The sequence below is a fragment of the Streptomyces sp. NPDC087844 genome, assembly GCF_044742785.1.
In the GTDB taxonomy this organism is placed as follows: Bacteria; Actinomycetota; Actinomycetes; order Streptomycetales; family Streptomycetaceae; genus Streptomyces.
This window is the reverse complement of sequence record NZ_JBIUVD010000003.1, coordinates 160,464-173,822: the sequence shown is the minus strand read 5'-3', so window position 1 is coordinate 173,822 and position 13,359 is coordinate 160,464. Positions and strand designations below refer to the sequence as shown.

The following is a 13,359-nucleotide window of genomic DNA, read 5'->3' as shown; positions in this document are numbered from 1 at the left end:
TACCGAATCTCACGCGCTCTCACGAAGGAACATCGACGATGATGCGACGACGTACCACCCTGCTCGCGAGCTGCACCGCCCTCGCCCTGTCCCTCGGTGCCACCGCGTGCGGCGGCGGCGGTCCCGTCTCGGCGGGCGGCGGCGACAAGCCGCTCAGCGGCCAGACGATCAACGTGGCCGGGGTCTGGTCCGGCAGCGAGCAGAAGAACTTCCAGCAGGTCCTGGACGCGTTCACCGAGAAGACCGGCGCCAAGACCCGATTCACCTCCACCGGCGACAACGTCTCCACGGTCGTCGGCAGCAAGATCGAGGGCGGCAACGCCCCCGACGTGGTGATGGTCCCGCAGGTCGGCGTCCTCCAGCAGTTCGCGAAGGAGGGCTGGCTCAAGCCGCTCTCCAGGACCGCCCAGAAGTCCGTCGACGCCGACTACGCGGACGTGTGGAAGGACTACGGCAGCGTCGACGGCACGCTGTACGGCCTCTACTTCAAGGCCGCCCACAAGTCGACCGTCTGGTACAGCCCCGACGCCCTCGACGAGGCGGGCGTCGAGACGCCGACGACGTACGACGAGATGCTGGATGCCGGGCGGACCGTCTCCGAGTCGGGCCTCGCGGCCTTCTCCGTCGCCGGACAGGACGGCTGGACCCTCACCGACTGGTTCGAGAACGTCTATCTCTCGCAGGCGGGTCCCGAGAAGTACGACGCCCTCGCCGCCCACGAGATCAAGTGGACCGACCCGACCGTGGTCGACGCCCTCACCACCCTCGGCAAGCTCTTCAAGGACAAGGAGCTGATAGCCGGCGGCCAGAAGGGCGCCCTGAACACCGACTTCCCCGGCTCCGTCGAGAAGGTCTTCGGACCCGAACCCGCCGCGGGCATGGTCTACGAGGGAGACTTCGTGGCCGGTGTCGCCAAGGACCAGTTCGGCAGGAAGATCGGAGAGGACGCGGACTTCTTCCCCTTCCCCGCGGTCGGCGACGGCAAGGCGCCCGTGGTCAGCGGCGGCGACGCGGCGGTCGTCCTGAAGGACGGCAGGAGCCCGAAGGCCGCCATGGCGTTCCTGGAGTACCTCGCCACCCCCGAGGCGTCCGCGGTCTGGGCCGAGGTCGGCGGTTTCCTCTCCCCGAACAAGGAACTCGACCTCGCCTCCTACGGCGACGACATCACCCGCGAGACCGCCAAGTCCCTGGTGGACGCCGGTGATTCGGTCCGCTTCGACATGTCGGACCAGGCCCCGGCCGCGTTCGGCGGCACCAAGGGCGCGGGCGAGTGGAAAATCCTCCAGGACTTCCTGCGCGACCCGTCCGACCCGAAGGCGACCGGCGCGGCGCTGGAGAAGGCCGCCGCCAAGGCGTACCAGGACTGATCGCCATGACCGCCACTGGTTCGAGAGAGCTGAAGGACCCGACACAGGCGGGTCCACCGCCCGCCGCGCAGGCCGACCGCGACCGCAGACGGCGTGCGCGCCGCCGGGCCCGTATCGTCGCCCTCGCGTTCGTCCTCCCCGCGCTGCTCCTGCTCGGCGCGCTCGTCGTCTATCCCGTGCTGTTCTCCGTGGGCCGCAGCTTCTTCGACGCCTCCGGCGACCGGTTCGTCGGCGGCGACAACTACAGCGAGATGTTCCACGACCCCGCCACCGTCAAGGCCGTCCGGAACACCGCCATCTGGGTCGTCATCGCGCCCACCCTGCTCACCGGACTCGGCCTCGTCCTCGCCGTGCTGGTCGAAAAGGTGCGCTGGGCGACGGCTTTCAAGCTCCTGCTCTTCATGCCGATGGCCGTCTCCTTCCTCGCGGCGGGCATCATCTTCCGCCTCGCCTACGACGAGGACCCCGAGAAGGGCGTCCTGAACGCCGCCGTCGTCTCCGTGCACGACGTGTTCAAGGGCGAGTCGTCCTACCCGACCGCCCGCGCCCGCGAGGGCCAGGGCCTCACGAAGGGCGCCGACGGCTCGTACGGTACGACCGCCGGTGCGTCCCCGGGGGACACCGTCGGGCTCGGGCTGGTCGGCGTGCGCGCCGACGACCTGCCCGGGGACGCGCGGCCCGCGTACCCGGCGGCGGCGCGGAAGGCGGCGGCCGACGAACTGCGCGGTGTCGTCTACCTGGACTTCACCCGCGGCGGGGGAGGGAAGCAGGGCGAGGTCGACACGGCCGAGAGCGGGCTGCCGGGGATGGGCGTCGAGGCGGTCCGCGACGGGAAGACCGTCGCGAGCGCCACCACCGCGGCCGACGGCTCCTTCCGCTTCGAGGGCCTCGACCAGGGCGCGTACACCGTGCGGCTGCCCGGCTCGAACTTCGCCCCGCCGTACGAGGGCATCTCCTGGCTGGGACCCGCGCTCGTCACGCCCGCCATCATCGGCGCGTACCTGTGGATCTGGACCGGCTTCGCCATGGTGCTGATCGGGGCCGGGCTCGCCGCGCTGCCGCGTGACGCGCTGGAGGCGGCCCGGATGGACGGCGCGAACGAGTGGCAGATCTTCCGCCGGATCACCGTGCCGCTGCTCGGGCCCGTCCTCACCGTGGTCTTCGTGACCCTGGTGATCAACGTGATGAAGGTCTTCGACCTCGTCTACATCATCGCGCCGGGGCCCGTGCAGGAGGACGCCACCGTGCTCGCCACCCAGATGTGGCTGGTGTCCTTCGGCGGCGGCAACAACCAGGGCCTCGGCAGTGCGCTCGGGGTGCTGCTCCTGCTCCTTGTGATCCCCGCCATGGTCTTCAACGTCCGCCGCTTCCGAGGGAGTCAACGATGAACGCGCTCAGGCGGGGGCTCGGCAACAGCCTGGTCCAGGCGTTCCTGGTGGTGATCGGCCTGGTCTGGCTCACCCCGCTCGCCGGGCTGTTCCTGTCGTCGCTGCGGTCCGCCCAGGACACCGCGACGGGCGGCTGGTGGACCGTGCTGACGAGTCCCCGTCAGCTGTCCTTCGACAACTACTCGGCGCTGCTGGGCAACTCGGGGATGACGCGGGCGTTCTGGAACACCGTGCTGATCTCGGTGCCGACCACGTTCCTCGTCGTCGTCATCGCCGCGCTCGCGGGGTACGCGTTCGCGTGGCTGGACTTCCCGGGGCGGGACACCGTCTTCCTGGTCGTCGTCGCGCTGTTGGTGGTGCCCGTGCAGATCGGGTTGCTGCCCGTGGCCAAACTCTTCGGGCAGCTGGGTCTTTTCGGCACGATTCCCGGGGTCATCCTTTTCCACGTGTCGTACGGTTTGCCGTTCGCGATCTTCCTTCTTCGGAACTACTTCGCGGAGATGCCGAAGGAGATGCTGGAGGCCGCGCGGATGGACGGTGGTGGGGAGTGGCGGATCTTCACCCGGCTCGTGCTGCCGGTGGGGCGGCCGGCGCTTGCCAGTCTTGCCATCTTCCAGTTCCTCTGGGTCTGGAACGACATGCTGGTCGCGCTGCTCTTCGCGGATAGTTCCGCGCAGCCGTTGACTGTTGAACTGCAGTCACAGATAAGGCAGTTCGGGAGCAATATCGATGTGCTCGCGCCGGGGGCGTTCTTGTCCCTGGTGGTGCCGGTGGTTGTCTTCTTCGCTTTTCAGAGGCACTTCGTGCAGGGGGTCATGGCGGGGTCGGTGAAGTAACGGGCTTTTCTCGCCCCCGCCGCCCCTACCCGTTCCCGTCCACGGATGGGGGCTGCGCCCCCTCGCCCCCGTCTGCGCAGTTCCCCGCGCCCCTGAAAACCCCCTGGGGGCGCGGGGAACTGCGCAAAGGGGGTGCGGGGGCGAAAGAAAGCCCCTGCCGCCCCCTTCCCCATCCGTCAGGGTGAAGCCGGCGGATACAGCGCGCGTGGGAGCTGGGACGCGGCCGCCGCGTCCAGGAGCCACAGCGTGCGGCCGCGGCCCTGCGCGCCCGCCGCCGGCGCCTGGATCTCGCCCGCGCCCGAGAGCGCGATCGCCGCCGCCTCCGCCTTGTCCTCGCCCGCCGCGAGCAGCCACACCTCCCGCGCCGCCCGGATCGCGGGCAGCGTGAGGGTGACACGGACGGGCGGCGGCTTCGGCGCACCGCGCACACCCACGACCGTCCGCTCCCTCTCGCGGACAGCGGGAAGCTCCGGGAACAGCGACGCCACGTGCGTGTCCGGCCCGACGCCGAGCATCAGCACGTCGAAGGACGGGACAGGAGCGTGGTTCTCCGGCCCGGCGGCCGACGCGAGTTCGGACGCGTAGGCCTCCGCCGCCGCGTCCACGTCCGCGCCCCAGGGACCGTCCGACGCGGGCATGGCATGCACGCGCTTCGGGTCCAGTGGTACCGAGTCGAGGAGTGCCTCGCGGGCCTGGGTGACGTTCCGCTCGGGGTCGCCCTCGGGCAGGAACCGCTCGTCGCCCCACCACAGGTCGAGCCGGCTCCAGTCGACGGCGTCCCGGGCGGGCGCCGCCGCGAGCGCGGCCAGCAGGCCGTTGCCGTTGCGGCCACCGGTCAGCACGACCGAGGCGTGACCGCGCGAGGCCTGCGCGTCCACGACCTTCGTGATGAGCCGGGCCGCGGCGGCCTGGGCCATCAGTTCCTTGTCGCGGTGGACGACCAGTTGAGGAGTGCTCACTGCGGGTCCGCCTTCTTGACCGGAGGCATCTGGGCGGGGGTGGGGCGCCCTGACTCTCCCTCGCCCGTTCCTGTCCCGGCCACGGCCCCTGCCGGCTTCGTGGCCGGTTCCGGGGTGTCGTGCACCGGGCGGACCGGGAGTTCCCCCGGGGTCCAGGTGGACGCCTCGGGCCGCTGCGAGGGCGACTGGATGCCGCCCAGCCGGTCCACCCCGAACCGCAGCGCGGACGCGTACGTGTCGTCCGGGTCGAGCCGGCGCAGCTCCTCCGCGAGCAGCTCGGACGTCTCGCGGCGCTTGAGCGCCACCGCGCGGTCCGGCTGGCCGGGCAGGGCCAGGGTGGCCATGGAGCCGTCCGACCGGTGCAGGGTGATGGGGCCACCGGTCGTCTCCAGGCGGACCTGGGTCAGACCGGGGCCCGCGGACACGGCACGGCGCACGTGCACGTGGAGCCGGTCGGCCAGCCACATGGCGAGCAGCTCGACGCTCGGGTTGGCCTCCTCGCCAGCCACCTCGACGGAGACGACCTCGCAGTCGACCTGGTCGAGGGCGGCGGCCAGCATGGAACGCCACGGGGTGATCCGGGCCCATGCCAGGTCGGTGTCGCCCGGCTCGTAGCTCTCGGCGCGGCCCCGCAGCTCCTCGACGGGCTTCTCCGCCGCGTAGCTGTCGGTGACCCGGCGCTGGCCCAGGGCGCCCAGCGGATCGCCCGCCGGATCGCGGGGCGCGTCGACCGACCACCAGACGACGACCGGCGCGTCGGGGAGCAGCAGGGGCAGGACGACGGACTGGGCGTGGTCCGAGACCTCGCCGTACAGCCGCAGGATCACCGTCTCGCCGGTGCCCGCGTCCGCGCCGACCCGCACCTCGGCGTCCAGGCGCGACTTCGTGCGGTCGCGGGGCGAGCGCGAGACACGCTTGATGACGACGAGGGTGCGCGAGGGATGTTCGAGTGAGGCGTCGTTGGCGGCCTTCAGGGCGTCGTAGGCGTTCTCCTCGTCGGTGACGATGACGAGGGTGAGCACCATGCCGACGGCCGGTGTGCCGATGGCCCGGCGGCCCTTCACGAGCGCCTTGTTGATCTTGCTGGCCGTGGTGTCCGTGAGATCGATCTTCATGGCCGACGCCAGCTCCGTCCGTCTCGCTTGAGCATTTCGTCGGCCTCGACGGGCCCCCAGGTGCCCGACTGGTACTGCGCGGGCTTGCCGTGCTTGTCCCAGTACTCCTCGATCGGGTCGAGGATCTTCCAGGACAGCTCGACCTCCTCGGTGCGCGGGAAGAGGTTCGAGTCGCCGAGGAGGACGTCGAGGATCAGCCTCTCGTACGCCTCGGGGCTCGACTCCGTGAACGACTCGCCGTACGCGAAGTCCATCGAGACGTCCCGGATCTCCATGGAGGTGCCGGGCACCTTGGAGCCGAAGCGGACCGTGATGCCCTCGTCGGGCTGGACGCGGATGACGATCGCGTTCTGGCCCAGCTCCTCCGTCGCCGTGTGGTCGAAGGGGGAGTGCGGGGCACGCTGGAAGACGACCGCGATCTCGGTGACACGCCGGCCGAGGCGCTTGCCGGTGCGCAGATAGAAGGGGACGCCCGCCCAGCGGCGGTTGTCGACCTCCACCTTGATGGCCGCGTACGTGTCGGTCTTCGACTTGGGGTCGATACCGTCTTCCTGGAGGTAGCCGACGGCCTTCTCGCCGCCCTGCCAGCCCTCGGCGTACTGACCGCGGACCGTGCTCTCGCCCAGGTCCTGGGGCAGCCGCACCGCGCCGAGCACCTTGGTCTTCTCGGCGGCGAGCGCGTCCGCGTCGAAGGAGGCGGGCTCCTCCATGGCCGTGAGGGCCATCAGCTGGAGCAGGTGGTTCTGGATGACGTCACGGGCGGCGCCGATGCCGTCGTAGTAGCCGGCCCGGCCGCCGATGCCGATGTCCTCGGCCATCGTGATCTGTACGTGGTCGACGTACGACCGGTTCCAGACCGGCTCGAACATCTGGTTCGCGAAGCGCAGCGCCAGGATGTTCTGGACCGTCTCCTTGCCCAGGTAGTGGTCGATGCGGAAGACCTGGTCCGGGGCGAAGACCTCTTCGACGGTGGTGTTCAGGTCCTCGGCCGACCTGAGGTCGTGGCCGAAGGGCTTCTCGATGACCGCGCGCCGCCAGGAGCCGCCCGTCTGGTCGGCGAGACCGTGCTTCTTCAGCTGCTGGATGACCACCGGGAACGCGCCCGGCGGCACGGACAGGTAGAAGGCGAAGTTGCCGCCCGTGCCCTGTGCCTTGTCCAGTTCACCGATCGTCTCGCGCAGCCGCTCGAACGCGTCGTCGTCGTCGAAGGTGCCCTGGACGAAGCGCATCCCCTGGATGAGCTGCTGCCAGACCTCCTCACGGAACGGCGTACGGGCGTGTTCCTTGACGGCGTCGTGGACCTCCTGGGCGAAGTCCTCGTTCGCCCACTCGCGGCGTGCGAAGCCGACGAGGGAGAAGCCCGGCGGCAGCAGGCCGCGGTTGGCAAGGTCATAAACAGCAGGCATGAGCTTTTTACGGGACAAATCGCCCGTGACCCCGAAGATGACGAGGCCCGACGGCCCCGCGATACGCGGGAGCCGTCGGTCCGCCGGGTCACGCAGCGGATTGCTGCTTGACAAGATTTCAGCCCTCCGAGGGGGCGAGGCGCTTGAGTTCCGCCTCGGTCGACTTGAGCAGGTCGTTCCAGGCGCCTTCGAACTTCTCGATGCCCTCGTCCTCCAGCAGCTGGACCACCTCGTCGTACGAGATCCCGAGCTTCTCGACCGCGTCGATCTCGGCGCGGGCCTGCTCGTACGTACCGGCGATGGTGTTGCCGGTGATGCTGCCGTGGTCCTCGGCGGCGAACAGGGTCGCCTCCGGCATGGTGTTCACCGTGTTCGGCGCGACCAGGTCGTCGACGTACAGGGTGTCCTTGTAGGCCGGGTCCTTGACGCCGGTCGAGGCCCACAGCGCGCGCTGCTTGTTGGCCTGCGCCTTGTCCAGGGCCGCCCAGCGGTCCGAGGTGAAGACCTCCTCGTACGCCTGGTAGGCGAGGCGCGCGTTGGCGAGGCCCACCTTGCCGCGGGCGGCCTTGGCCTCGTCGGTGCCGAGGGCGTCTAGGCGCTTGTCGATCTCGGTGTCCACGCGGGACACGAAGAACGACGCCACCGAGTGGATCTTGGAGAGGTCGAGACCGGCGTCCTTGGCCTTCTCCAGGCCCGTGACGTACGCGTCCATGACCTCGCGGTAGCGCTCAAGGGAGAAGATCAGCGTGACGTTGACGCTGATGCCCCGCGCGATCGTCTCGGTGATCGCGGGCAGGCCCGCCTTGGTCGCCGGGATCTTGATGAGCGTGTTCGGCCGGTCGACGAGCCAGGCGAGCTGCTTGGCCTCGGCGACGGTCGACTTGGTGTTGTGCGCCAGACGCGGGTCGACCTCGATCGACACCCGGCCGTCCTGGCCCTGCGTCGAGTCGAAGACCGGACGCAGGATGTCGGCGGCGTCACGGACGTCCGCCGTCGTGATCATGCGGATGGCCTCTTCGACCGTGACCTTGCGGGCGGCGAGGTCGGAGAGCTGCTGGTCGTAGCCGTCGCCCTGCGAGATCGCCTTCTGGAAGATCGACGGGTTGGTGGTGACGCCCACGACGTGCTGCTGGTCGATCAGTTCGGCGAGGTTGCCGGACGTGATCCGCTTGCGCGACAGGTCGTCCAGCCAGATCGCGACGCCTTCCTCGGAGAGGCGCTTCAGTGCGTCTGTCATGGAAAATGCATCTCCTACTGTTGTATGTCAGCGTCAGCGCTGGGCTGCGGCGATCGATTCCCGCGCTGTGGCGGCCACGTTCTCGGCAGTGAAGCCGAACTCCTGGAAGAGGACCTTGCCGTCGGCCGAAGCACCGAAGTGCTCCAGGGAAACGATGCGGCCCGCGTCCCCGACGAAGCGGTGCCAGGTCAGACCGATACCGGCCTCGACCGCGACCCGCGCCTTCACGGACGGGGGAAGCACCGAGTCCCGGTACCCCTGGTCCTGCTCGTCGAACCACTCCACGCACGGCACGGACACGACCCGCGTCGGGGTGCCCGCCGCCTGCAGCCGCTCACGTGCCTCGACGGCCACGTGCACCTCGGAACCGGTGGCGATCAGGATGACCTCGGGCTCGCCGCCGTCCGCCTCGAAGAGCACGTAGGCACCCTTCGCCGCGTCCTCGTTGGCCTCGTACGTCGGAACACCCTGGCGGGTCAGCGCGAGACCGTGCGGATTGCCCTTGCCGAAGACCTTGGTGTAGCGGCGCAGGATCTCGCGCCACGCGAGCGCGGTCTCGTTGGCGTCGGCCGGCCGTACGACGTTCAGTCCGGGGATGGCGCGCAGCGAGGCCAGGTGCTCGACCGGCTGGTGGGTCGGGCCGTCCTCGCCGAGCCCGACGGAGTCGTGCGTCCACACGTACGTCACCGGCAGGTGCATCAGCGCGGACAGGCGGACGGCGTTGCGCATGTAGTCGGAGAACACCAGGAAGGTGCCGCCGTAGATACGGGTGTTGCCGTGCAGCGCGATGCCGTTCATCTCCGCGGCCATGGAGTGCTCGCGGATACCGAAGTGGATCGTGCGGCCGTACGGGTCCGCCCCGGGGAGCGGGTTGTCCGCCGGGAGGAACGACGACGTCTTGTCGATGGTCGTGTTGTTCGAGCCCGCGAGGTCGGCCGAGCCGCCCCACAGCTCGGGGATGACCGCGCCGAGGGCCTGGAGGACCTTGCCGGACGCGGCACGCGTGGCGACGCCCTTGCCCGTCTCGAAGACCGGGAGCTTCTCCTCCCAGCCGGCCGGCAGCTCGCCCGCGGCGATGCGGTCGAACTCGGCGGCGCGCTCCGGGTTGGCGGTCCGCCACGCGGCGAAGCCCTTCTCCCACTCGGCCTTGGCCTCACGGCCGCGGTCGAGCGCCTTGCGCGCGTGCGCCAGCACCTCGTCGGCGACCTCGAAGGACTTCTCCGGGTCGAAGCCGAGGACCCGCTTGGTGGCCGCGACCTCGTCGTCGCCGAGCGCCGAGCCGTGGGCGGCCTCGGTGTTCTGCGCGTTCGGGGCGGGCCAGGCGATGATCGAGCGCATCGCGATGAACGACGGCTTGTCCGTGACGGCCTTCGCGGCCTCGATCGCCGCGTACAGCGCGGCCGGGTCGAGGTCGCCGTTCTCCTGCGGCTCCACGCGCTGGACGTGCCAGCCGTAGGCCTCGTACCGCTTGGGGGTGTCCTCGGAGACGGCCGTCTCGGTGTCGCCCTCGATCGAGATGTGGTTGTCGTCCCACAGCAGGACCAGGTTGCCGAGCTTCTGGTGGCCCGCCATCGAGGACGCCTCGCCGGAGATGCCCTCCTGGAGGCAGCCGTCACCGGCGATCGCGAAGACGAAGTGGTCGAACGGGGAGGTGCCGGGGGCCGCCTCCGGGTCGAACAGGCCACGCTCGTAACGGGCGGCCATCGCCATGCCCACCGCGTTGGCGACACCCTGGCCGAGCGGCCCGGTCGTCGTCTCCACGCCGGTGGTGTGCCCGTACTCGGGGTGTCCCGGGGTCTTCGAACCCCATGTCCTGAACGACTTCAGGTCGTCCAGCTCCAGACCGAAGCCGGCCAGGTACAGCTGCGTGTAGAGAGTCAGGGACGAATGGCCGGCGGACAGCACGAAACGGTCGCGCCCGGTCCAGTCGGCGTCCGCCGGGTCATGCCGCATCACCTTCTGGAAGAGGGTGTACGCGGCGGGTGCCAGACTCATCGCCGTACCCGGATGGCCGTTGCCGACCTTCTGTACGGCGTCGGCGGCCAGGATGCGGGCGGTGTCGACCGCCCGCTGGTCCAATTCGGTCCACTCGATGTCTGTTGTGGTCGGCTTGGTGCTCACCCTGGGTCAGGGCTCCTCTCCACATGTTGCACATGTCGAATGCCGGTGCACGCGGCGCCCACCGGCTCGCTGTCGAGCCTACCCCCGTGGCAACGCGCATTCTTTCGAGTCATTCCAGACTGCCGGGACTTGCCCTCTTCCGCCTCCCGACCGGCGGGTTCCGTATTCGGCAAGTGAATACGGAGCCGCTCGTCCGACTGCTCAATCCGAAGCCGATCAGTCCTTCGCGCGACCCTTTCAACACGACCTGACCCCCGCGAAGGCCGGGGTCTGGGCAACGTCTACAGTGGCGTGGTACGCGTGAGCCTTTACCGGGAGTTCACACCCGGGGCTCGCTGGGATGTCTCTGTCAGGGGTGTGCGTGACGGCCGTCGAATCCCGTCCAGCGGGAGTAACCGGTGGGACGAGCAAGGGCACGAACCACCGGCCGTTCGGGGCCCGGGTCATGGCGTTCGTCGCTCTCACCAAGCCGCGGATCATCGAACTGCTGCTGATTACCACCGTGCCCGTGATGTTCCTGGCGCAGCAGGGGGTGCCCGACCTGAAGCTGGTGCTCCTCACCTGCCTCGGCGGCTACCTCTCCGCCGGTGGCGCCAACGCGCTGAACATGTACATCGACCGTGACATCGACGCGCTCATGGAACGTACGTCGCAGCGCCCGCTCGTCACCGGCATGGTGAGCCCCCGCGAGTGCCTCGCCTTCGGCGTCACGCTCGCCGTGGTCTCCACGCTGCTGTTCGGCCTGACCGTCAACTGGCTGTCGGCCTGGCTGTCGCTGGGAGCCCTCCTCTTCTACGTCGTCGTCTACACGATGATCCTCAAACGGCGTACGTCGCAGAACATCGTGTGGGGTGGGATCGCCGGCTGTCTGCCCGTACTCATCGGCTGGTCGGCCGTCACCAACTCCATGTCGTGGGCCCCGGTCATCCTCTTCCTCGTCATGTTCTTCTGGACGCCGCCGCACTACTGGCCGCTGTCCATGAAGGTGCGGGAGGACTACGCGCGCGTGGGCGTGCCGATGCTGCCCGTCGTCGCCTCGAACAAGGTCGTCGCGCGGCAGATCGTCCTCTACAGCTGGGCCATGGTGGCCGTCTCCCTGCTTCTCACTCCGCTCGGCTACACGGGGTGGTTCTACACCCTGGTGGCTGTGGTGACCGGAGCCTTCTGGCTCTGGGAGGCCCATGGGTTGCAGTCGCGGGCCAAGGGTGGGGCCGTGGGGGCGAAGCTGAAGGAGATGCGGCTGTTCCACTGGTCGATCACGTATGTCTCGCTGCTGTTCGTGGCGGTTGCGGTGGACCCCTTCTTGCGGTGACGCCCCGCGTCCCTGAAAACACATGGATTGCGCCGTTCCCCGCACCCCTGACGGTGCTACTCGTCGGTAGCATCTGGGTATGGCAGATATTCAGCAGGTTGACGGCGGCGGGCGGCGTACGGGCAAGCTCGTCAAGCAGATCTCCTCCTTCGCCGAGGCCCATGGTGGAGCCGAGGGGCAGATCGCGTATCTCGGGCAGAAGGGTGCCCGGATCGTTCTCGTGGGGGAGGACGGCGAGTGGGGCGACCTCGTGGCCCCGACCCACGCCCTGGCCGAGGAAGCCGTGAAGCAGTCCGGCATCACCGTCCATGAGGCCTTCGACGGCGACTTCGCGAACAGGGTCAGGACAGGACCGTACGAGTGGACCCGCATGGCGGGCATCCAGGTGGGCGGCCCCAAGCCCCGTCAGGGGCGCCCGTAAGAGGCGCGGACCCGCACCCGACGACGCACCTCCCCCGTTAGGCCCTGCACAAGGCGGAGCCACACGTGGGGGAGGTCCGGATGATCGAAACGCCGTCGCTGGTGGACCAGTACTGCCACGGCGTACTGCGGACGGAGCTGGGCCTCGGCACCTTCGAGGCCCACCTGGCCCGCGGCGAGGGCCCGCCCGCCGCCGGCACCACGTTCTTCGACACCCAGACCGGTTTCGCCGTACGCCGCTGGTGCCCTCCTCTGCTGGGTCTCGAACCCCACTGCGCGCCCGCCCGCTATCTGGCACGCCGCCGTGAGCTCGGCGTCCTTGAGGCGGGACGCAAGCTGCTGCGGGGGAGCGGCATCACGACGTATCTGGTCGACACCGGACTGCCGGGTGATCTGACCGGTCCCGGCGAGATGGCCTCCACGGGGGCCGCCGACGCCCATGAGATCGTCCGTCTCGAACTCCTCGCCGAGCAGGTCGCCGACACCTCCGGCACCGTCGAGTCGTTTCTCGCCAACCTCGCCGAGTCGGTGCACGGGGCCGCCGCGACCGCGGTGGCCTTCACCTCGGTGGCGGGCGTACGGCACGGACTGGCGCTCGCGCCCGAACCGCCAGGACCCGGAGAGGTACGCGGCGCCGTGGGCCGCTGGCTGGCGGGCCGCCGGGTGGGCGGCGCGCTGAGCGATCCGGTTCTGCTCAGGCATCTGCTGTGGATCGCCGTCGCCTCCGGCCGCCCGCTCCAGCTGCATGCGGGGCTCGGCGAGTCCGGCCTGCGCATCGACCGTACCGACCCCGTCCTGCTCACCGACTTCGCCCGCGCCACGGCCGGGCTCGGCACCGACCTGGTGCTGCTGCACGGCTACCCGTACCACCGCCACGCGGCGCACCTCGCCGGGGTCTTCCCGCATGTGTACGCCGACCTGGGCGCCGCGCTCGTGCGTACCGGCGCGCGGGCGGCGGCCGTGCTCTCGGAGATCCTGGAGCTCGCCCCCTTCGGCAAGCTGCTGTTCTCCAGCGGGGCCCATGGACTGCCCGAACTCCATGTGGTCGGCGCACGTCTCTTCCGTGAGGCGCTCGCCCGGGTGCTGGGCGCCTGGGTGGCCGAGGGCGCCTGGTCGCTGGTCGACGCGCAGCGGGTCGCGGGACTGATCGCGGCGGGCAACGCGAAGCGGGTGTACGGAGTGCGGTGAGGTGCACAGA

Annotated in this window: 11 protein-coding genes; 6 read left to right on the top strand and 5 right to left on the bottom strand. The window is 69.8% G+C overall.

Features of this window, described 5'->3' with window-relative positions:
* Window positions 1–38 precede the first annotated feature (38 nt).
* From ACIOKD_RS07670 to ACIOKD_RS07660, 3 genes are read left to right on the top strand one after another with little or no spacing between them, the layout of a single operon-like run.
* On the top strand, window positions 39–1,367 hold the full coding sequence (locus ACIOKD_RS07670) for an ABC transporter substrate-binding protein (RefSeq protein WP_402079657.1): 1,329 nt from the start codon (window positions 39–41) through the stop codon (window positions 1,365–1,367).
* A 5-nt stretch (window positions 1,368–1,372) separates the two neighbouring features.
* Window positions 1,373–2,755, top strand: a complete 1,383-nt coding sequence (locus tag ACIOKD_RS07665; protein ID WP_402079654.1) for an ABC transporter permease subunit — start codon at window positions 1,373–1,375, stop codon at window positions 2,753–2,755.
* Window positions 2,752–3,591: a carbohydrate ABC transporter permease gene (locus ACIOKD_RS07660; RefSeq protein WP_402079651.1), complete on the top strand. Its 840-nt coding sequence runs from the start codon at window positions 2,752–2,754 to the stop codon at window positions 3,589–3,591. The genes ACIOKD_RS07665 and ACIOKD_RS07660 overlap by 4 nt, the downstream gene beginning before the upstream one ends.
* 176 nt (window positions 3,592–3,767) lie before the next feature.
* Here ACIOKD_RS07660 and pgl read toward each other — a convergent pair whose 3' ends face one another.
* From pgl to tkt, 5 genes are read right to left on the bottom strand one after another with little or no spacing between them, the layout of a single operon-like run.
* Complete coding sequence (gene pgl, locus ACIOKD_RS07655) at window positions 3,768–4,550, bottom strand: 6-phosphogluconolactonase (protein ID WP_402079648.1); 783 nt, start codon at window positions 4,548–4,550, stop codon at window positions 3,768–3,770.
* The gene (gene opcA, locus ACIOKD_RS07650; RefSeq protein ID WP_402079646.1) at window positions 4,547–5,665 is read right to left on the bottom strand and encodes a glucose-6-phosphate dehydrogenase assembly protein OpcA; all 1,119 of its coding nucleotides are present in this window, start codon (window positions 5,663–5,665) and stop codon (window positions 4,547–4,549) included. The genes pgl and opcA overlap by 4 nt, the downstream gene beginning before the upstream one ends.
* Window positions 5,662–7,188, bottom strand: coding sequence for a glucose-6-phosphate dehydrogenase (zwf, locus tag ACIOKD_RS07645; RefSeq protein ID WP_402080658.1), 1,527 nt, complete (start codon window positions 7,186–7,188; stop codon window positions 5,662–5,664). The genes opcA and zwf overlap by 4 nt, the downstream gene beginning before the upstream one ends.
* A gap of 1 nt (window position 7,189) precedes the next feature.
* On the bottom strand, window positions 7,190–8,308 hold the full coding sequence (gene tal, locus ACIOKD_RS07640; RefSeq protein ID WP_402079643.1) for a transaldolase: 1,119 nt from the start codon (window positions 8,306–8,308) through the stop codon (window positions 7,190–7,192).
* Between the two features lie 33 nt (window positions 8,309–8,341).
* Complete coding sequence (gene tkt, locus ACIOKD_RS07635) at window positions 8,342–10,429, bottom strand: transketolase (RefSeq protein WP_402079640.1); 2,088 nt, start codon at window positions 10,427–10,429, stop codon at window positions 8,342–8,344.
* A 355-nt stretch (window positions 10,430–10,784) separates the two neighbouring features.
* On the opposite strand from tkt, the gene ACIOKD_RS07630 reads away from it, so the two are divergent.
* The 3 genes from ACIOKD_RS07630 (at window position 10,785) to ACIOKD_RS07620 (ending at window position 13,349) form a co-directional block, all read left to right on the top strand.
* On the top strand, window positions 10,785–11,741 hold the full coding sequence (locus ACIOKD_RS07630) for a heme o synthase (protein WP_402080655.1): 957 nt from the start codon (window positions 10,785–10,787) through the stop codon (window positions 11,739–11,741).
* A gap of 79 nt (window positions 11,742–11,820) precedes the next feature.
* Window positions 11,821–12,162 (top strand): hypothetical protein, encoded by a 342-nt coding sequence (locus tag ACIOKD_RS07625; protein ID WP_402079638.1) that lies wholly within the window; start codon window positions 11,821–11,823, stop codon window positions 12,160–12,162.
* Between the two features lie 80 nt (window positions 12,163–12,242).
* Entirely contained in the window at window positions 12,243–13,349 is a 1,107-nt protein-coding gene (locus ACIOKD_RS07620) for an amidohydrolase family protein (protein WP_402079635.1), read from the top strand.
* The last annotated feature ends 10 nt before the right edge of the window (window positions 13,350–13,359 follow it).